The sequence below is a fragment of the Nocardioides sp. Arc9.136 genome, assembly GCF_030506255.1.
Taxonomy (GTDB): Bacteria; Actinomycetota; Actinomycetes; order Propionibacteriales; family Nocardioidaceae; genus Nocardioides.
Map to the genome: position 1 here is coordinate 3,816,132 of NZ_CP113431.1, position 18,716 is coordinate 3,834,847.

Annotated in this window: 16 protein-coding genes; 6 read left to right on the top strand and 10 right to left on the bottom strand. The window is 74.0% G+C overall.

Features of this window, described 5'->3' with window-relative positions:
* Positions 1–51 precede the first annotated feature (51 nt).
* From OSR43_RS18460 to OSR43_RS18480, 5 genes are read right to left on the bottom strand one after another with little or no spacing between them, the layout of a single operon-like run.
* Entirely contained in the window at positions 52–501 is a 450-nt protein-coding gene (locus tag OSR43_RS18460) for a nucleoside deaminase (protein ID WP_302268233.1), read from the bottom strand.
* Between the two features lie 54 nt (positions 502–555).
* Complete coding sequence (locus OSR43_RS18465; RefSeq protein WP_302268234.1) at positions 556–1,455, bottom strand: ABC transporter permease; 900 nt, start codon at positions 1,453–1,455, stop codon at positions 556–558.
* Positions 1,452–2,513 carry an ABC transporter permease gene (locus OSR43_RS18470; protein ID WP_302268236.1) on the bottom strand — a complete coding sequence of 354 codons (1,062 nt, stop codon included), beginning with the start codon at positions 2,511–2,513 and terminating at the stop codon, positions 1,452–1,454. Before OSR43_RS18470 ends, OSR43_RS18465 begins: the two co-directional genes overlap by 4 nt.
* Entirely contained in the window at positions 2,510–4,090 is a 1,581-nt protein-coding gene (locus OSR43_RS18475) for an ABC transporter ATP-binding protein (protein WP_302268237.1), read from the bottom strand. Before OSR43_RS18475 ends, OSR43_RS18470 begins: the two co-directional genes overlap by 4 nt.
* A gap of 20 nt (positions 4,091–4,110) precedes the next feature.
* Positions 4,111–5,196, bottom strand: a complete 1,086-nt coding sequence (locus OSR43_RS18480) for a BMP family protein (protein ID WP_302268238.1) — start codon at positions 5,194–5,196, stop codon at positions 4,111–4,113.
* Positions 5,197–5,355: 159 nt separating this feature from the next.
* On the opposite strand from OSR43_RS18480, the gene OSR43_RS18485 reads away from it, so the two are divergent.
* From OSR43_RS18485 to OSR43_RS18500, 4 genes are all read left to right on the top strand, one after another.
* Positions 5,356–6,882: a PucR family transcriptional regulator ligand-binding domain-containing protein gene (locus tag OSR43_RS18485; protein ID WP_302268239.1), complete on the top strand. Its 1,527-nt coding sequence runs from the start codon at positions 5,356–5,358 to the stop codon at positions 6,880–6,882.
* 110 nt (positions 6,883–6,992) lie between these two features.
* Positions 6,993–8,453, top strand: coding sequence for a GH1 family beta-glucosidase (locus OSR43_RS18490; protein ID WP_302268240.1), 1,461 nt, complete (start codon positions 6,993–6,995; stop codon positions 8,451–8,453).
* A gap of 20 nt (positions 8,454–8,473) precedes the next feature.
* Entirely contained in the window at positions 8,474–9,484 is a 1,011-nt protein-coding gene (locus OSR43_RS18495) for a LacI family DNA-binding transcriptional regulator (RefSeq protein ID WP_302268241.1), read from the top strand.
* Between the two features lie 144 nt (positions 9,485–9,628).
* Complete coding sequence (locus OSR43_RS18500) at positions 9,629–10,633, top strand: TIGR03617 family F420-dependent LLM class oxidoreductase (RefSeq protein WP_302268242.1); 1,005 nt, start codon at positions 9,629–9,631, stop codon at positions 10,631–10,633.
* On the opposite strand, the gene OSR43_RS18505 is transcribed toward OSR43_RS18500, so the two are convergent.
* From OSR43_RS18505 to OSR43_RS18520, 4 genes are all read right to left on the bottom strand, one after another.
* A complete protein-coding gene (locus OSR43_RS18505; RefSeq protein ID WP_302268243.1) occupies positions 10,630–11,580 on the bottom strand; it encodes a hypothetical protein in 951 nt (316 codons plus the stop codon). The genes OSR43_RS18500 and OSR43_RS18505 overlap by 4 nt on opposite strands.
* The gene (locus OSR43_RS18510) at positions 11,567–12,139 is read right to left on the bottom strand and encodes a rhomboid family intramembrane serine protease (protein WP_302268244.1); all 573 of its coding nucleotides are present in this window, start codon (positions 12,137–12,139) and stop codon (positions 11,567–11,569) included. The genes OSR43_RS18505 and OSR43_RS18510 overlap by 14 nt, the downstream gene beginning before the upstream one ends.
* Positions 12,136–13,032, bottom strand: coding sequence for an LLM class flavin-dependent oxidoreductase (locus OSR43_RS18515; RefSeq protein WP_302268245.1), 897 nt, complete (start codon positions 13,030–13,032; stop codon positions 12,136–12,138). Before OSR43_RS18515 ends, OSR43_RS18510 begins: the two co-directional genes overlap by 4 nt.
* A 212-nt stretch (positions 13,033–13,244) precedes the next feature.
* Positions 13,245–14,570 (bottom strand): MFS transporter, encoded by a 1,326-nt coding sequence (locus OSR43_RS18520; RefSeq protein WP_302268246.1) that lies wholly within the window; start codon positions 14,568–14,570, stop codon positions 13,245–13,247.
* Positions 14,571–14,637: 67 nt separating this feature from the next.
* Here OSR43_RS18520 and OSR43_RS18525 point away from each other — a divergent pair, with 67 nt between their 5' ends.
* Positions 14,638–15,120: a GtrA family protein gene (locus tag OSR43_RS18525; protein ID WP_302268248.1), complete on the top strand. Its 483-nt coding sequence runs from the start codon at positions 14,638–14,640 to the stop codon at positions 15,118–15,120.
* On the top strand, positions 15,117–15,998 hold the full coding sequence (locus OSR43_RS18530; protein WP_302268249.1) for a hypothetical protein: 882 nt from the start codon (positions 15,117–15,119) through the stop codon (positions 15,996–15,998). Before OSR43_RS18525 ends, OSR43_RS18530 begins: the two co-directional genes overlap by 4 nt.
* A 103-nt stretch (positions 15,999–16,101) precedes the next feature.
* Here OSR43_RS18530 and OSR43_RS18535 read toward each other — a convergent pair whose 3' ends face one another.
* Positions 16,102–18,294: an acyltransferase family protein gene (locus OSR43_RS18535; protein ID WP_302268250.1), complete on the bottom strand. Its 2,193-nt coding sequence runs from the start codon at positions 18,292–18,294 to the stop codon at positions 16,102–16,104.
* Positions 18,295–18,716 lie beyond the last annotated feature (422 nt).

Consider the following 18,716-nt stretch of genomic DNA (forward strand, 5'->3'; position numbering starts at 1 on the left):
GCGCTCCAGCGCACGGTGGGCATCACGAGGCGGTGCTGTTTGCGGGGGGCGTCAGTCCTCGACGCCGATGTCCTCGTTCCACAGGGTCGGCTGGTCGCGGATGAAGCCGGCCATCATCTCCACGCAGTCGGCGTCGTCGAGCACGACCACCTCGACGCCGCGCTGGCGCAGGAGGTCCTCGCCGCCGACGAAGTTGCGGTTCTCGCCGATCACCACGCGCGGGATGCCGTAGAGCAGGATCGCGCCGGTGCACATGTCGCACGGCGAGAGCGTGGTGACCATCGTCGAGCGCGCGTAGACCGACGCCGGCAGGCGGCCGATGTTCTCCAGGCAGTCGGTCTCGCCGTGCCGGGTGGCGCTGCCGAGCTGGACGCGGCGGTTGCGGCCGGTGCCGAGCACCGTGCCCTCGTGGACGAGGGCTGCCCCGATGGGGATGCCGCCCTCGGCGAGGCCGTTGCGGGCCTCGGCCAGCGCAGGGGCCAGCAGCTGGTGGTCGGTCATGTCGACTCCGTTCGGAGAGGGGGGTGGGGTACGACGGGCGAGGGAGCCGGTCGGTCAGGCGCGGCGGTAGGCCTTGAGGTAGGAGCCGGGGTAGCGCACGGTCCGCCCGCCGATGGCCAGCGCGACGATCACCGCGAGGTACGGCAGCGCGAGCATCAGCTCGCCGGGCACCGCGTCGAAGGCGGAGGTGATGGCCAGCTGCAGCTGCAGCGCGTCCATCCCGGCGAAGATGAGCGCACCGAGCACGGCCGGCCACACCCGCCAGCGGGCGAAGATGACCAGCGCGATGCAGACCCAGCCGCGGCCGCTGACGATGTCGAGGGTGAAGCTGCCGAGCACGGCCAGGGTGAGGAACGCCCCGCCGATCGCCATCAGCGCGCCGCCGACCATGAGGGCGGCGTACCGGGTGGCGGTGACGGAGATCCCGGCGACGTCGGCGGCCTCGAAGCTCTCGCCGACCGCGTGCAGGCGCATGCCGAGCCCGGTCGAGCGCAGCACCCACCAGGCGGCCGGGGCGAGCACCAGGAAGCCGACGTACGTCAGCCAGTGCTGGTCGACGACCTCGGTGCCGCGGAAGAGCACGTGGAACTTCTCGTCCAGGGTGGGGCGGTCCCCGGCGTAGAGCAGCCGGAAGGTGAACTCGCACCCCGCGATCAGCAGCAGCGTGAGCCCGAGGCCGGAGACGTGCTGGTTGAGGCCGAGGGTGACCACGAAGAAGCCCATCAGCGCCCCGGCCAGCACGCCGGAGACGATCGCGGCGACCAGGCCGAGCCAGGGCGAGCCGGTCCGGGCGGCGGCGAGGAAGCCGACGAACGCGCCGAGGTACATCGTCCCCTCGATGCTGAGGTTGAGCACCCCGCTCCGCTCGGTGACGAGCTCGCCGATGCCGGCCCACACCAGGGGCGTGGCGATGGTGAGCATGGCGCCGATGAGCGCCAGCAGGTTGATGCTCATCGGGAGCCTCCTCGTCGCCACTGGAGCCGGTACCGGCGCCAGCTCATCGCCGACAGCACCGCCAGCAGCAGCAGTGCGCTGAACATGGCGCCCAGCTGGGCGGGGACCTGCAGCACCAGCGAGACGTTCTGCGCGCCGACCGAGATGTCGCCGAGCAGGAGCGCGACGAGCACGACGCCGAGCGCGCCGAGGCCGCCCAGGGTCGCGACGATGACGCCGGTGTAGCCGTAGCCGTCGCTGATGCCGGAGGTCAGCTGGTGCTGCACGCCCATGACCTGGGAGGCGCCGCCGAGACCGGCGACCGCCCCCGAGACCAGCGCGCAGCGCCACTGGAGCCGGCCGACGTCGACGCCGCTGAACCCCGCGGCGCCCGGCGCCTGTCCGGCGGCCTTGATCCGCACGCCGACCGCCGTGCGGGCCAGCACGACGCCGGCCACCACGATGACGACGACGGCTACCGCGAAGCCCCAGTGGACCCGGCTGTCGGGGACCAGCGCCGGCAGGTCGTAGCCGGTGCCGAGCCGGTCGGAGTCGGTGAAGCCGCTGCTGGAGTTGCGCCAGGGACCGTTGAGCAGCCCCTGGACCACCAGCAGGGCGACCGGGTTGAGCAGCAGCGTCGTGACGACCTCGTCGATGCCGGCGTGCCGCTTGAGCCAGGCCGGGACCACCGCCCACAGCAGGCCACCGGCCGCACCGGCGAGGAAGCCGAGCGGGAGGGCGGCGTACGCCGGCAGGTCGGTGAACGTCGTGCCGACCCAGGTCGTGCCGACCGCGCCGAGCAGGAACTGCCCCTCGGCCCCGATGTTCCAATAGCCGGCACGGAAGGCGATGGCCACCGCGATGCCGGTGAACAGCAGCGGCGTCGCGGTCAGCAGCACCTCCTGCACCCCGTGCACCGAGGTGAGCGGGGTGACCAGGTAGCGCTCGAACGCCGAGAACGGCGCGGCGCCGGCCAGGCGGATGGGGACGGCGGTCAGGGCCACCGTCACGAGGACGGCGACGAGCACCGCGGCGGGCGCGAGCCAGCGCGGCTCATGGCCGCGCAGGACGAACTTCATGCCGATCCTCCTCCGGCCATCAGGACGCCGAGCCGGTCGGGCGTCGCCTCGGAGACGGGCAGCTCGCCGACGACCTCGCCGCGGAAGAGCACGACGATGCGGTCGCTGAGCGAGCGGATCTCGTCGAGGTCCTCGGAGACCAGCAGCACGCCGGCCCCCTGCGTGCGCAGCTCGTCGAGCTGCTGGTGGACGTAGCGGTAGGCACCGATGTCGAGACCTCGGGTCGGCTGGGCGGCCACGAGGACCCGGGGCCGCCGGTGGAGGGCGCGGGCGAGCAGGACCTTCTGCATGTTGCCGCCGGAGAGGGTGGCGACCGCGTCGGTCGGGCGGGCCCGGATGTCGAAGCGCTCGATCATCGCCTCGGCGTGGGCCCGGACGGCGCGGCGGTCGAGCAGTCCGCGCCGGGTGTACTGCGGGAGGTCCTCGAGGACGAGGTTGTACTCCACGCTCATCTGCGGGACCACGCTGCCGCGGCGGTCCTCGGTGAGCCGCCCGAGGCCGGCGGCGAGGCGCTCGCCGACGCCGGCCCGAGTCACGTCGCGGCCGTCGACCTCGAGGGACCCAGCGGAGACCGGGACGACCGCGCTGAGGACGTCGACCAGCTCGGTCTGCCCGTTGCCGGAGACCCCGGCGAGGCCGACGACCTCACCGGCGCCGACGGTGAGGTCGATCCCGCTCAGCACGTCGCGCCCGTCCCGGGTCACGGTCAGCCCGGTGAGCCGGAGCACCGGCTCGCCCGAGGTGGCGGCAGCGGCCGGAGCAGCCGGGGCAACCACCGGCACGTCGGTCATCCCGAGCGCCGCCTCGACGTCGCCGGTCGCGCCGTCGTCGGCGGTGACCTGCGCGCCGACCTCGGCGGTGCTGCCGCCCATCATCAGCGCGGCCAGCTCCTCGTCTCGCACGGTCGCGGTGGCGCGCTCGCCGACCAGGCGGCCGCGGCGCAGGACCACGACCCGGTCGGAGATCTCGGCGACCTCGCGCAGCTTGTGGGAGACGATCAGGATGCCCAGGCCGGCCGCCTGCAGGCGGCGCACGGTCGCGAAGAGGGCCTGGACGTCCTGCGGGGTCAGCACCGCCGTCGGCTCGTCGAGGATCACCACCCGGCAGTCGTGGAAGAGCGCCTTGACGATCTCCACCCGTTGCCGCTCGCCGATCGAGAGGGTGCCGACGAGCCGGTCCGGCTCGAGGGTGACCCCCACCCGCTCCATGGCCTCGACGACGCGGCGCCGGGTCCCGGCCCGGTCGAGCGGCCCGAGCCCGAGCCCGGAGAGGGCGACGTTCTCGGCCACCGTCATGGTCTCGACCAGGGAGAACTCCTGGGTGACCATCCCGATGCCCGCGGCCATCGCGTCCTTGGGCGACCCGATGTCCAGCGGCACGCCGTCCATGGCGACCGTGCCGCCGTCGGGCCGGACGAGGCCGTAGACGACCTTCATCAGCGTGGACTTCCCGGCGCCGTTCTCCCCGAGCATCGCGACGACCTCGCCCGGTGCGACGCGCAGCGAGACGTCGTCGTTGGCGACCAGGTCGCCGTACCGCTTGGTGATGCCGCTCAGCTCGAGGAGGGGACGGGCCACGGTGTCCGTGGCTCCGCCGGTCACTGCTTCGACACGTCGATCGAGCTGGCCGGCGCGCTCTCGTCCACCGGCGTGGTGAAGCTGCCGTCCAGGATCGCCTCCTGCTTGGCCTCGACCTTCGCGACCAGCTCCTCCGGCACCCCACCGACCACGTCGGTGTTGATCTCAGCCAGCTCGCTGCCGCCGACCTTCATGAAGGAGAACTCACCGAGGTCGACGGCCTGCGCGCCGTCCTGGGCCTGCGCGACGACCGCCTCGACGGTCGGGCCCATGTGCCACAGCAGCGAGGTGACGACGTTCTCGGGGGCCTCCTCGCGCTGGTCGACCATCATGCCGATGACCGGGATGTCGGCCTCCTCGGCGGCCGCGATCACGCCGTCGCGCTCGGCGAACAGCACGTCGGCGCCCGCGGACACGTGGGCCTGGGCGGCCTGCTTCGCCGCGGCCGGGTCGAAGAAGCTGTTGATGAAGGAGATCTTCACCGTGGCCTTCGGGTTGGTCTCCTTCACGCCCTGCACGAAGGCGTTGACGATCCGGTTGACCTCGGGGATCGGCATCGCGCCGACGATCCCGATGGTGTCGCTCTCGGTCATCCCGCCGGCGAGCATCCCCGCGAGGTAGGCGGGGTCCTGGAGCCAGTTGTCGAAGACGCTGAAGTTGGGCTCGACCGGGTCCTCGCCGGAGCCGAAGGCGAAGGGGATCTCGGGGAACTCCGCGGCGACCTTGCGCACGGCCTCCTCGGCCGCGAACGCGTCGCCGATGATCGCGTCCGGCTCCTCGTTGGCGGCGATGTCGCGCAGCCCGCGCTCCATGGCGTCGGAGGTGCTGAGGTCGTCCACGTGCTTGTAGCGGATCTCGCCGGAGTCGGCGGCTTCCTGCAGGGCGGCGTGGATCGCGCCGTCCCAGGGCTCCTCGAGCGGGGTGGCGTACACGCCGTACACGAGCGGGAGGTCCTCGGACCCGGAGCCGCCGTCGTCGGCCTCCTCGCCGGTGGCGCCGCCGCACGCGGAGAGCGCGAGCGCGCCGGCGACGGCGAGGGCCAGCCAGGTACGGCGTGCTCCGCGGCGGCGGGAGGAGCGGGACCGGGTTGCGGGAAGGACGTTCATGGGAACCACCTCGGGGCTTCGACGGGAGTGCGCGGCGGGGCCGGCAGCCGTCAGTCAAGCGGGCCTCGAGCAGGCACCACAAGGGACACCGCGTCCTGTTGTTCCGCGGTGGACCTGACAACCTGTCCATCCGGCCGGATTTCGGCCAGGGTTGGTTACATGGCGTTCACGGTGCGAGACCTCCTCGAAATGCCGCTCCTGCGGCGAGCGCGGCCCGAGGTGCTCGTCGGGAGCGACCTCGGCGCCCGCGAGGTGCGCTGGGTGCACACCTCGGAGATCTACGGCATCTCCCCGCTGCTCAAGGGCGGGGAGGTGCTGCTGACCACCGGGCTCGGGCTGGTCGGTGCGGCCGGCCCGGGGATCGGCGCGTACGTCGAGTCGCTGGCCGCCCAGGGCGTCGCGGCGCTGCTGCTCGAGCTGGGCCGCACGTTCCCGACCCCGCCCGACGCGCTGGTCGCCGCGGCCCGCGAGCACGACCTGCCGCTGGTGGTGCTGCACGGCGTGGTGCCGTTCATCGAGGTGACCGAGGCGGTGCACCCGCTGCTGATCACCGGCGAGCTCGACGTCCTGCGCCGCGCCGACGAGGTGACGGCGGTGCTGCACGACGCGGTGGCCGAGGGCATCGGCGGGCCGGAGCTCGTCGCGCTCGTCGCACAGTGCTGCCGGGCCCCGGTGGGGGTCTACTCCCCCGACGGCACGCTGCTCCTCGGCGAGGACGTCCGCTCCCGGGTCGGGCCCCCGCTCGAGGCGGAGGTGGGCCGCACGCCGTGGGCGACCCTGGCCGTCGCCGACACCCGCGAGCCGGCACTGCCGCGGCTGGTGGCGCTCTGCGCGACGATGCTCGACCTGCGGCTCGGCCCGGGCGGCGGCACCGGGCGCCGCACCGGCCCCGGCTCGGACCTGGTGCTGGCGCTCGCGGCCGGCCAGCACCTCAGCCGCGGCGACGTGCTGGTCCGCGCCCGTGCCGCCGGGCTGGCGCCGGGCGCGGGCGTCCAGGCCGTCGGCCTCGCCGTCGAGCTGCGGCTGCCCGGCTCGCTGCGGCCCGGGCTGAGCGCGACCGTCGAGGCGGCGCAGGCGGCGTTCGGCGCCGCGCTGGTGGCGGAGGTCGACGGCGTGCTGCTCGTGGCGACGACCGTGCGGCCCTCGGCGCTGCGGGCGAGGCTCGCGGACTTCGCCGAGGGGCTGGACGCCGAGCTGCGCGCGACCGTGGGCGGCGGGGTGGTCCGGGTGGCCGCCGGGCCGCCCGTCGAGGACCCCGCCGGCCTGGCCCGCTCGCTGCCGGCGGCGCGCGATGCGCTGCACCTGGCCGCCCGGCTGACCCCGGGCTCGCGCACGGTGCTGGCCAGCGACGTCGGCGTCTACCGTCTGCTGTCGGGGATGGTCGACGACGCCGAGCTGGGCCGGTTCGTCGAGGACCAGCTCGGCGCGCTGCTCGACCACGACGCACGCCACGGCGCGGAGCTGGTGCCGACGCTGGACGCCTACCTGGAGGCCGGGCTCTCCAAGACCGTCGCCGCCCACGCGCTGGGCATCCGCCGCCAGACGCTCTACGCGCGGCTCGAGCGGATCACCGGGCTGCTCGGCGGGCTGGACCTGGAGACCCGGCAGGTCCGCACCGCGCTCGACCTCGCGCTGGTCGGCTGGCGGATGCGGTCCTCCGCCGTCACCCGCCGGTCGCGGGCCTGACGCGCCCCCGATGGACCCCTGCGTGTTTGACAGCGCCGGGGGCGCCCCCGCACGCTGGTCACCTCTGTGTGGAAGCGCTTCCACCCCGGCCCCGTAGGAGCACCGACCGCATGACCGGCCCCAGCACCGTCCAGTTCCCGACGCAGTTCCTGTGGGGGGCCGCGACCGCGGCGTACCAGGTCGAGGGCGCCGCCGCCGAGGACGGGCGCACCCCGAGCATCTGGGACACCTTCGCGCGGGTGCCCGGCGCCGTCATCGGCGGCGACCACGGCGACGTCGCGTGCGACCACTACCACCGGTACGCCGCCGACGTGGCGCTGATGAAGGAGCTCGGCCTCGGGGCGTACCGCTTCTCGGTCTCCTGGCCGCGCGTGCGGCCCGACGCCGGGCCGGTCAACCCCGCGGGCCTGGCGTTCTACGACCGGCTGGTCGACGAGCTGCTCGCGAACGACGTCCTGCCGTGGCTGACGCTCTACCACTGGGACCTGCCCCAGGCGCTCGAGGACCGCGGCGGCTGGACGAACCGCGACACCGCCTACCGGTTCGCGGAGTACGCCGTCTCCGTCCACGACGCGCTCGGCGACCGCGTCGGCCCGTGGACGACGCTGAACGAGCCGTGGTGCTCGGCGTTCCTCGGCCACACCGGCGGCCAGCACGCGCCCGGCCGCCAGGAGGGCGCCAACGGTCTCGTCGCCGCGCACCACCTGCTGCTCGGCCACGGCCTGGCCGCCGCGGAGCTGCGCAGCCGCGGCGTCGTCACCGACCCGGCGAAGCCGCACTCGGGCCTGGGCATCACCCTCAACTTCACCGTCGCCGACGCCAACGACCCGACCGACGAGGTCGACGTCGACGCCGCGCGGCGCGTGGACGGGCTGTTCAACCGGGTGTTCCTCGACCCGCTCTTCCGGGGCAGCTACCCCGCCGACGTCGTCGCCGACACCGAGGCCATGCCGGTCCCCGGCGGCGGCAGCTGGACCGACGCCGTCCGCGACGGCGACCTGGAGGTCATCAGCGCACCGATCGACGTGCTGGGCGTCAACTACTACAACGGCAACGCGATCGCCGGCCGCCCGCACCCCGACGAGCTGAAGAGCAACGAGAACGAGACCGGCCGCACCACCAGCACGCCGTACGTCGGCTGTGACGACGTCATCTTCGTCAGCCGCGGCCTCCCCCGCACCGCCATGGACTGGGAGGTCCAGCCCGAGGGGCTGACCCGCCTGCTGGTGCGGCTGCACGAGGAGTACGACACCCCGCCGCTCTACATCACCGAGAACGGCGCCGCCTACGACGACCAGGTCGCCGCGGACGGCTCGGTCCACGACCCCGAGCGGGTCGCGTTCATCGACGCGCACCTGCGCGCGCTGCACACCGCGATGGAGGCCGGTGTCGACGTGCGCGGGTTCTTCCAGTGGTCGCTGCTGGACAACTACGAGTGGGCCTTCGGCTACACCAAGCGGTTCGGCATCGTCCACGTCGACTACGACACCCAGGTGCGCACGCCCAAGACCTCCGCCCGGTTCTACGGCGACGTCGCCGCGACCGGCCGGTTGGGGTCCGCGCAGGGCTGATCCTCGCTAGGTTGACCGCCGTGGAGAGCCCCGGGACGCCGACCCTCGACCAGGTCGCGCGCCTCGCGGGTGTCTCGCGTGCCACGGCCTCCCGCGCGATCAACGGCAGCAGCCGGGTCAGCGACCGGGCACGCGTCGCCGTCGAGGAGGCGGTGCGCAGCCTCGGGTACGTCGCGAACCCGGCCGCCCGGACGCTCGCCACGCGACGTACGGACTCAGTGGCGGTGGTGGTCCCCGAGCCCGACGACCGCGTCTTCTCCGACCCGTTCTTCGGGCGCACCCTCACCGCGGTCAACCGCGTCCTGGCCGAGCGGGACCTGCAGCTGGTGCTGCTGCTCGCGCGGCCCGGCGAGGAGGAGGACCGCACCCTGCGCTACCTGCGCGGCGGGCACGTCGACGGCGCGATCGTCGTCTCCCACCACCGCAGCGACCACCTCGCCGAGCACCTGGCCGGGCTCGCGCTGCCGTGCGCGTTCGTCGGGCGGCCGATCCTCGGCGCCGACCGGGTGCCCTGGGTCGACACCGACAACGTCGCCGGCGCCCGGCTGGCCACCGCGCTGCTGCTCGAGCGCGGCTGCCGCCGGACCGCCCACGTCGCCGGGCCGGCCGACATGGCCGCCGGCCAGGACCGGCTCGTCGGCTACCTCGGCGCCCTCTCCGACGCCGGCCTCGCGGCCGGCCCGGTCGAGCACGGCGACTTCACCGAGGCCAGCGGCGAGGCGGCCTGCGCGCGCCTGCTCGCGACGTACCCCGACCTCGACGGGCTCGTCGTCGCCTCCGACCTGATGGCCCGCGGCGCCCTGCGCGCGCTCGCCGCGGCCGGCCGGTCGGTGCCGGGCGACGTGGCGGTGGTGGGGTACGACGACCTCGGCGCCGACCACTGCGCTCCCCCGCTCACCACGGTGGTCAACCCCGCCGGCGAGCTGGCCGAGCGCGCCACCCGACTCCTCCTCGCCCGGCTCGACGACCCCGCCACGCCGCGCGACCAGGTGCTGCTCGCTCCCACGCTCGTGCGGCGCGAGTCCGCCTGAGGGCTGCGGTCCCGGGGGCTGGGGGCCCGCCGCGATCGTTCAATTGTTGGGTTGTAGTGGTGCGCAAGCGCTTGCGCACCACCACAACCGTTCAATTGAACGATTGCGGTGACCCGGGCCCCACCCGCCCGCTACGTTCCGCAGGTGCTGCTCGACGTCCAGCTCGACGCCCGCCCCGACCGGGCGGCCGCCCGCGCGCAGGAGTTGGTGGGCGCCGGGGTGGCCGGGCTGTTCACGTTCGAGGGCCCGCACGACGTGTTCCTGCCGCTCGCCGCGGCGGCCGGCGTCGTGCGCACCGACCTGATGACGAACGTCGCGATCGCGATGCCGCGCAGCCCGATGCACCTCGCGCACACGGCGTGGGACCTCCAGCTGATGTCGGGCGGCCGGTTCCGGCTCGGCCTGGGCTCGCAGGTCAAGCCGCACGTCGAGAACCGGTACGGCGCCACGTGGTCGCCCCCGGCCGCTCGGATGCGCGAGATCGTGCTGGCCGTCAAGGCGATCCTCGCCTCCTGGCAGGACGGCACCCGGCTGGACTTCCGCGGCGAGCACACCCGCCACACGCTGATGCCGCCGACGTTCGTGCCCGGCCCGAACCCCCACGGCCCGCCGCCGGTCCTCCTCGGTGCCCTCGGCCCGCTGATGACCCGCACCGCCGGCGAGGTGGCCGACGGGCTGCTCGTGATGCCGTTCCACAGCCACCGCCACTTCCGCGAGCGGACGCTGCCGGCGCTCGGCACGCCCGCCTCGCCGACGTTCCGCGTGCACCCGCAGGCGATCGTGGCGATGGGCCGGACCCCCGAGGAGCTGCACGCGGCGTCGCTGGGCGTCCGCGGCCTGCTGGCGTTCTACGGCTCCACGCCGGCGTACCGCCCCGTCCTCGAGGTCGAGGGCTGGGCCGACGTGCAGCCCGAGCTCAACCGGCTCTCCAAGACCGGCGACGTCGCCTCGATGATGGAGCTGGTCACCGACGACATGCTCCACACCCTCGCGGTGGTCGGCTCGCCGGAGCAGTGCGCGGCCGAGATCGGCCGGCGGTTCGGGGACGTGGCCGACCGGGTGTGCGCCTACTTCCCCGGGTACGACGCGCCGCTGGACCAGGTGGGCGCGCTCGCCACGGCGCTGGCCGCCGTCGGCCAGGGCCGCTAGCGGACCAGCAGCTCCTCGCGTCGGACGGCGAGCCGCTCGAGCCCGGCGTGCTCGGTGCGCCACCGGGCGAGCAGCTGCTCGCGCACGTCGGCGATGGCGCGGAGCGTCCAGGCCACCCGGTCGGCCGCCTCGGTGATCCGGTTGCGCACCGACCAGTCGCTGAAGATGTTGTCGAACCACACGTCGAAGGTCCGCGTGAGCGAGGTGACCTCGATGCCCCCGACGGCCGTCATGCCGACGTCGGCGAGCTCGGTCGCGAGCCTGCGCAGCGCGAGGTCCGCGTCGTGCAGCAGGCGCTGGGCGGCGTCCATCCGGTCGTACTTCACCATGTCGGTCAGCAGACCGCCGTCGAGGAAGGTGTCGGCCGTCGACCAGCTCCGCGCCGAGGACAGCAGCTCGGCGGCGGCCGAGAGACGGGCCAGCGCGTGGTCCGCCGCGGCCACCGCCTCCTGCAGCTCGGCGACGGCGGAGCGGCCGGCGCCGGTGAGCCCGGCGATCTCGTCGAGCTCGGGGACCGACGGGTGGCCGGTGGCCCGCAGGTGCTCCTCCTTGCCGGCCAGCGCCTCGCGCCGCCGGGCCGTCGCGTCACCGACGGCGTCGAGCGCGGCCCGGGTCGCCCCGACCTCGTCCCGCGCCCGCGCGAGGCGCGCCTCGGCCTGCGCCACGGCGTACTCCGCGGCCTGCTGCTCGGCCCGCTCACGGTCCAGGTCGACGTCGCGGCTGCCCCGCAGCCCGGCCCAGATGCGGGTGGGGCTGAAGGACTCCAGGCGCCTCACGTCGGCGCTCTCGTCGGCCAGCCGGGCGCGCCGGGCGACGACCTCGGCGTCGGCCGCCGCGACCGCGGCCTCCCCGCGCTCGAGCCGGGCGGTGAGCCGGCGCTGCTCGGCGAGGTCGCGCTCGGCATCGGCGAGGGCCGCGTCGAGCGCGGCGAGGTCAGGCGCGGGCACGCCGGTCCACCCAGTACGCCGCCAGCGCGCCGCCGACCGCGCCGAAGAGGTGCCCCTGCCAGGAGACGCCCGGCTGGCCGGGCAGCACGCCGAGCAGCAGGCCGCCGTAGGCGAGGAACAGCACCATGCCGAGGATGATCTCGCCGGCGCTGCGCGTGAAGATCCCGCGCACCATCAGGTAGACCAGCCAGCCGAAGACCAGGACGCTCGCGCCGAGGTGGATGGAGTACGTCGGCGCGGTCAGCCAGACCCCGATGCCGCCGACCAGCCAGATGATCGCGGTCGCGGCGAGCCCGCGGCCGGTGCCGCCGACCAGCACGAGGAACGCCAGCACCAGCACCGGCACGGTGTTGCCCGAGAGGTGGTCCCAGCCGGCGTGGAGCACCGGCGCGAGCGCCACGCCGACCAGTCCGTCGTCGTCGCGGGGGCGCAGGCCGTACGTGTCGAGGTCCCTGCTCCAGACCGCGTCGAGCACCTCGACGACCCACAGCAGCGCGACGAACCCCACGCTGAGGACCGCGGCGCGGGCCCAGGTGGCCCCGGTGTCCTGCTGGCTCACGGGAGGAGCTCCGCGACGGCCTCGACCTGCGCGACGTCCGAGCCGGTCGGGATGAGGTGCACCTCGTGCGTGCCGACGTCCTCGAAGCGCCGCAGCACCTCCCACAGCTGGGCCGGCGTCCCCGCGAACCCGGTCGTCGGCGCCATCGCGTCGACCAGGTCCGGCGGCAGCCAGCTCATGTAGTGGCGCAGGTGGCGGTGCACCTGCGCGCGGGCGCTGCCGTCGCCGTCGTCGAGGGCGAACCAGAACGACGTCGTCAGCCGCGGCGCCGCCCGGCCGGCCTCGGCCCACGCGGACTCCGCCAGGTCGAAGAGGCGTCGTACGCCGCCGGGGTCGACGTCGAGGGTCACGCCGGCGAGGCCGTCGGCCCACGCCGCGGCCGACCGGATCGTCCGCGAGCCCATGGTGCCGACGAGCAGCTCCGGCCCGCCGGGCTGCACGGGCGGCGGGCCGACCCGGCGGGTGGCTCCAGCGACCGTGTCGCCGCTCCACACGGCCCGCAGCACGCCCGCCCGCTCGGCCATCTCGCGCATCGTCTGGGTGCCGGTGTCGGCGCCGACCGCGCGGTAGTCCTCGTCGCGCCCGCCGACCCCCAGCCCGACGGTCAGCCGGCCGGCGCAGAGCTGGTCGGCGGTGGCGAGCGACTTGGCCAGCAGGACGGGGTCGTGCAGCTGCGGGACCACCACGGTCGTCGCGATCCGCACGCGGCCGGTCCAGGCCGCGACCGCACCGAGCAGGGTCAGCGTCTCGGGGTTGTCGAAGGCGATCCGCTCGCCGAAGCACAGCGTCGAGAACGGCCCCGCGTCGACCGCGCGCGCCCACTCCTCGAGCACCGCGGCACCGCGCGCCCACAGGTCCGGCTCCATCACCGGCAGCGTCATCCCCACCTGCACGTGGCCAACTGTGGCAGAGCCGCCCTCGCGGACGCCCCCGTGCCGGTCGAGCAGGCGAGCGCCGGCGAGCCACCGTCGCTGGTCGAGCAGGCGAGCGCCAGCGAGCCACCGTCGCTGGTCGAGCAGGCGAGCGCCAGCGAGCCGTCGTCGAGACCCGGTGAGCCGCGCAAGGCCTCGACCCCTGCTCGGTCGGCGGAGGTCAGTCGCGCAGCTCAGTCCACGGCGAGCGCCGGCGACCGCCGCAGCTCCGGCACCAGCGCGACCAGGCCGAGCAGCGGCAGCACGGCGAGGATGCCGAGCGACGCCGGCACGCCGAGCGCGTCGCCGACCCCGCCGACGACCGCCGAGCCGACCGACCCGCCGACGAGGAAGAGGAGGGTCGCCACGCCGAGGGCGACGCCGCGCACGTCCAGCTCGACGGCGTCGCCGACCGACGCGGTGAGCGCCGGCTGGCCGAGGCCGAAGCCCATCGTCACCAGGACCACGGCGACGGCCAGCACGACCGGCGAGACGAGCGCGGTGCCGACGGCGGCCAGCACCAGCGCGACCGAGGCGATGACGCCGGCCACGGCGAGCGCGGCGGGGCCGCCGATCCGGGTCAGCAGCGGGCCGGCGACGCGGGGCACGAAGAGCGCGATCACCGCGCTCGGCACCAGCAGCAGCCCGACCTGCCAGGCCTGCCAGCCGTCGTGCACCAGCACGGCCGGCACCGAGACGAGCAGGCCGAACCACGCCGCCGGCACGGCCGCGGCGGCCACCGCGCTGCGCACGACGGTCGCGTTGCGGACGACCGCGAGCGGGAGGAAGCCGTGCGGCCGGTGCCGCACGCGCAGGGCGACGAGCGGGGCGCCGAGCACCATCAGCAGCACGCCGACGAGCGCGACCACCAGCCCGGTGGACGGCGACTGGACGAGCAGGACCAGCCCGGCCGCCGTCGCCGCCACCAGCACCGCGCCGAGGACGTCGAGGCTCGCGCCGCTGCCCTCGCCCGTGAGCGCGCGCCACAGGAACGGGATGACCAGCAGGCCCAGGATCGGCAGCGCCATCACGGCCCGCCAGCCGAAGGCGTGCTCGACGACACCGCCCACGAGCGGGCCGAGGCAAGAGACCGCGGCGGCCATGCCCGCGAGCCGGCCCAGCGCGAGGCCCTTGACCTCGCCGTCGTACCGCGCGCTCAGCGCCGCGACCCCCAGGGTCGGCACGGCGGCCGCGCCGGCGCCCTGGAAGAGGCGGCCGCCGAGGTGAACGCCGTACGTCGGCGCGAACGCCGCGACCAGCGCGCCGGCGGTCATCAGCCCGACGCCGACGAGCAGCGGGAGCTTCACGCCGACGAGGTCGGAGATCCGGCCGTAGACCGCCGTGGTGACCGCCAGCATCAAGGCGTACAGGCTGATCGACCACGTCGCGATCCCCACCTCGACGCCGAGGTCGCTGCCCAGGAGCGGCAGCGCGACCGCGGCGGAGGAGGAGCCCATCCCGGCGAGCCCGAAGAGCAGCCCGAGCAGCAAGGACACGCGGCGGGAGTCGTCGGGGGCCATGACGGGGCTGAACGCTCGGAGGGCCGCGTGTGTTCCACGGCGGCGTGTCGGGGGTACCGACTCCCTTGTGCCGCCCACCACCACCTCCGACCGCCCCGCCGCCGGCGCCGTCACCGGGCGGGTGGCCTGGCGGTTCCTGCTCGTCGGTGGGCTCGCGTTCCTGATCGACGTCGTCTGCTACAACCTGGCCCGCCAGCTGCTCGAGACGGGGCCGCTGACGTCGAAGTCGCTGGCGTTCGTCGTCTCGGCGACCTTCGCCTTCCTCGGCAACCGGTTGTGGGTCTTCGACCAGCGCGAGCGGCGGCAGCTCGCCACGGCGTACACCCTGTTCTTCCTGGTCAACGTCGCCGGGCTGGTGGTCAACCTGGTGCCGCTCGCGGTCAGCACCTACGTCTTCGACTGGACCTCGGCGGTTGCCGAGAATGTCTCGGGGAACCTGGTCGGCGTGGCACTGGCGACCCTGTTCCGGTTCTGGGGATATGAACGTTGGGTGTTCCCTCGGGAAACCCCTGCCGAGGCTCGCGAGCCCCGACGTACGGTGGGTCCATGAGGTCTCGGATCGCCGTCGCGCTCGCGCTCACGCTGGGCGCCGGTGGAGGCCTGCTGTACGCCGACGGGCAGTCGCCCGCGGTCACCGCCGCCGACCCGTCGACGATCGTGTGGCCCGCCACCGGCGAGGCCCCGACCTTCGACACGCCTGCGGACGTCGTGCCGCCGTCGATGGGCCTCTACCCGCCGCCGGTCGTCGCCGACGTCGGTGAGAGCCCGGTCGCCGGCGCTCCGCCGCAGCTGGTGTTCCCCTCGTCGTACACGCCGCCGTACATCCCGCCGACGACGTCCTACGTCCCGGCGCCCAGCTACACCGGCGCGCCCTCCGGCGCCCCCTCGACCGTCGCCTCGCCCGAGCCCGACGCCGCGTGGGAGCCGGTCAAGGCGGCCGAGGACGCCCCGGTGGCGGGCCACGTGCCGTCCCCGGGGTCCGACTTCGAGCCGTCGCCCCCGCAGCACCAGCCCTCTCCGCAGCCGTCCCCCCCGCCCTCGCCGCAGCCGAACCACCCGACGCCCTCTCCCACGCCGAGCCCGACCCCGCAGCCGGAGCCCGAGCCGAAGCCGGACCCCTGCGCCGCCGCCCTCGACCGCGACTGGACCTGCCTGGTCGACACCGAGGCAGCGCCGGAGGACCCCGCGGTCGTCGAGGACGAGGAGGCGCTCCTCGAGCTGGTCCCCGAGAAGGCCGACGGCACCGCCTACGAGCTCACCCTCGACCTCGGTGACAAGGCGGAGACCTTCGTGGTCGTCGGCACCGCCGACCTCACCCGTGACCTGCTGGTCGAGTACCTCGCCGAGGTGCGCGAGTCGTACGCCGACGCCGTCCTCGTCGCCGTGGTCGACCCGTCGGTCCCGCTCGACGACCCCACCGCCCCGTAGCGGGCGGGCGGCCGCATGGCGGCCGGGGAGATCGCACGCGAACTCGTGCCCGGGTCCGCGGCTTCCGGCCGAGTGTGGGGAACGCCCGGCTGGCTCCCCGTACTCACCGTTCCCCGTTCGCCCTCGTACCGCCCTCGGGTGCCGGGGTCAGCACCTCCGCCAGCAGCGGTGCCAGGCTCTCCGACATGCGCCGTGTCAGGTGACCAGCTGCGAGCACGGGCGTGTCCCCGATGAAGGCCGGGCACCGGCCGTCCTCGTCGCAGAACCAGTCCTCTGTGCCGACGTAGCTGGCGCCGAAGGCGGTGGCCGCGGCGAGCTCGCCCTCCGTGTGGTCGTCCCAGGCATCTTCCGCCTCGGTGGTGCACCGCTCAGGTCCTGCGATCCGCGAGACGCAGGTCAGCAGGTCGCCCGTGGTGGGTGGCGGGCCGAGGACCACGACTCGATCCGCGTATGGCCTCAAGGCCTGCAAGGTCGCTTCGAGCCCGTCCTGCGCCACTCGGACCGGGTCGTCGGGCACGTCCCGACGTTCGGTGTTGCGGACCTGGTACTGGGCGCTCGTCAAGATGACGAGGTCGGGTCTGGTGCGGCGGACGTACTGCTCGGCGCGGGTGTGCTGAGCGGCGCAATTGGGGTTCGGGCGGTTCTCGGCGGTCACGTAGCCGTTGCGCAGGGTCCAGGTCGGACACTGCTGCGCGGTCATCTGCTGGAGCCCCCAGCCTTCGGACACGAGGGCGTCGCGGATGCCGGGCATCCAGGCCATGGCGAAGGAGTCACCGATCAGGACGGCCTCTCGCCGTGCCGCCGCCGCGCCGAAGTGGCAGTCGTCGAAGTTGGCGTCGGTGACGTCGACGCACACGTTGGCCGATTCGAGCTCGTCGCTCCACCTCGGGAAGGTGAGATCTGCCAAGGGCGGGTCGAAAGCCGGGAAGTCGGCGCTGGCCACGGCCCGCGCGACCGCCAAGGCCTGGGCCTGTTCGGCCTCCGTCCTCGTGTCGACAGCCGGCGCAGGGTCTTCGACTGTCGCAGTCGGGGTGGCGCCCGAGGGTTCGGCCGAGGGCCGCAGGGTCGCCACCGCCGAGAGGGCGAGCACAGCGGACACGAACACGGTCAGCCACCCGTACCTGACGGTGGTCCAGTTCGTGCGCCGCCCGGCTCGGCGTTGACGCCTGCGTTCGGGCCTCGTCATCAGCCAGCGCGCTTCGCGAAGCGGTCGCTCGACCAGGTAGTAGCAGACACCGGAGGCCAGAGCGGTGCCGGCGATCGCGGCGACGAAGTAGGCAGCCGCCCCGTCGGCGAAGAAGGGCACCAGCATGATGTTGACGGGCAGGTGGCAGAGGTAGATCGAGTACGACAGGTCGCCGAGGTAGATCATCAGGCGGTTGTCGAGCAGGGGGATGTAGCTGGTGTCTCGGTCCAGGCCCCCGACGATGATCGCGCCGGTCAGGAGCGAGGGGAACAGCCCGTAGGGCGCCGGGAACGGCACGCCGTAGGGCAGGAAGTAGAGCGTGACCAGCAGGCCCAGCGTGCCGCCCCAGCTGAGGGCGACCGCCGACGGTCGCGGCAACCGTGCTAGGTGGGGCGCGAAGACGGCCAGCAGGCCGCCGATGCCGAACTCCCAGGCCCGGTCCAGGGTGGAGAAGTAGGCCGCGGTCGGCGCGTTCACGGAGTGCCACAAGGAGTAGGCGAAGGCTGCGGCAGTCACTGCGCCGATGCCCAGTCCGAGCACCGCGGTCGTCCCGAGCCGCTTGCCCCGCACGGCTGCCAGGAGGAGCAACAGGATCACGATCGGCCAGACGGCGTAGAACTGCTCCTCGATCGACAACGACCAGTAGTGGACCAGTGGTGAGCCGGTCCGGTCGTCCTGGAAGTAGTCGGTCCCGTTCCGGGCGAAGTGCCAGTTCACGACGAGGAGCAGCGCCCACATGCCGTCCTCTGCGACCTGGTCGCCTCGGGCCGAGGAGTAGATCAGGTAGGTCGCGCCGACGGTGGCGAGCACGACGGTGACGGCCGCGGGCATGAGGCGCCGGACGCGACTCAGGGCGAACACCAGCAGGAACCGGGGGCCGTACTTGCCGAGAGCCTTGACGAGGATGGCGGTGATCAGGAAGCCGGACAGGACGAAGAACATGTCGAGCATGGCGTAGACCCCAGGCGGCCAGCGCCACAGGTGTCCGACGACGACGAGGATGATCCCCAAGCCTCGGACACCCTGGAGGTCCCGGCGCAGATCGAGTGTGCGACCGGTCTGCTGCTGATCCAGTCGACGGCTCGCTCGCCGTGCTTCGCCCCCGCGCACGCGGCAACGGTATGGCTTTGCGAGGTTGCGCGGGCCCCTACCGGAAAGAGAGTCGCCGGCCTCCCGGCCACGCTGAATCCCGAGTTCGGCCGAACTAGGACCTTGACCCTTCGCCGCGGCCGCGGCCCTTCAGCTCTCACTGGGAGCCAGTGAGATCGAGATACCGGCCGACGGGTTCGTTGCTCCCGCAGCGGTTGTCCTCTCGGCGATGTTCGTCGTCGGCATCGCGGCGGAGCGGATTCGCCCACTCCCATCGCGCTCGACCGGTAGTCCGACGTGTCGTGCAACCCGTCCGTCGTACACACCTCGTCTTGCTTCCCGGCTCCGTGCTTCCCGGCGCGGCAGCGCTCCTCGCGGATCCTCCCGACCGTTTCAGACCGACACCGACTGTTCACACCGCCTCGGACTACGTCACTCCCGGC

Bases quoted from the DNA above. Each gene is read 5' to 3' on its own strand.
- OSR43_RS18460 (WP_302268233.1), bottom strand. From the start codon at position 501: ATGACCGACCACCAGCTGCTGGCCCCTGCGCTGGCCGAGGCCCGCAAC.
- OSR43_RS18465 (WP_302268234.1), bottom strand. From the start codon at position 1,455: ATGAGCATCAACCTGCTGGCGCTCATCGGCGCCATGCTCACCATCGCC.
- OSR43_RS18470 (WP_302268236.1), bottom strand. From the start codon at position 2,513: ATGAAGTTCGTCCTGCGCGGCCATGAGCCGCGCTGGCTCGCGCCCGCC.
- OSR43_RS18480 (WP_302268238.1), bottom strand. From the start codon at position 5,196: ATGAACGTCCTTCCCGCAACCCGGTCCCGCTCCTCCCGCCGCCGCGGA.
- OSR43_RS18485 (WP_302268239.1), top strand. From the start codon at position 5,356: ATGGCGTTCACGGTGCGAGACCTCCTCGAAATGCCGCTCCTGCGGCGA.
- OSR43_RS18490 (WP_302268240.1), top strand. From the start codon at position 6,993: ATGACCGGCCCCAGCACCGTCCAGTTCCCGACGCAGTTCCTGTGGGGG.
- OSR43_RS18520 (WP_302268246.1), bottom strand. From the start codon at position 14,570: ATGGCCCCCGACGACTCCCGCCGCGTGTCCTTGCTGCTCGGGCTGCTC.
- OSR43_RS18530 (WP_302268249.1), top strand. From the start codon at position 15,117: ATGAGGTCTCGGATCGCCGTCGCGCTCGCGCTCACGCTGGGCGCCGGT.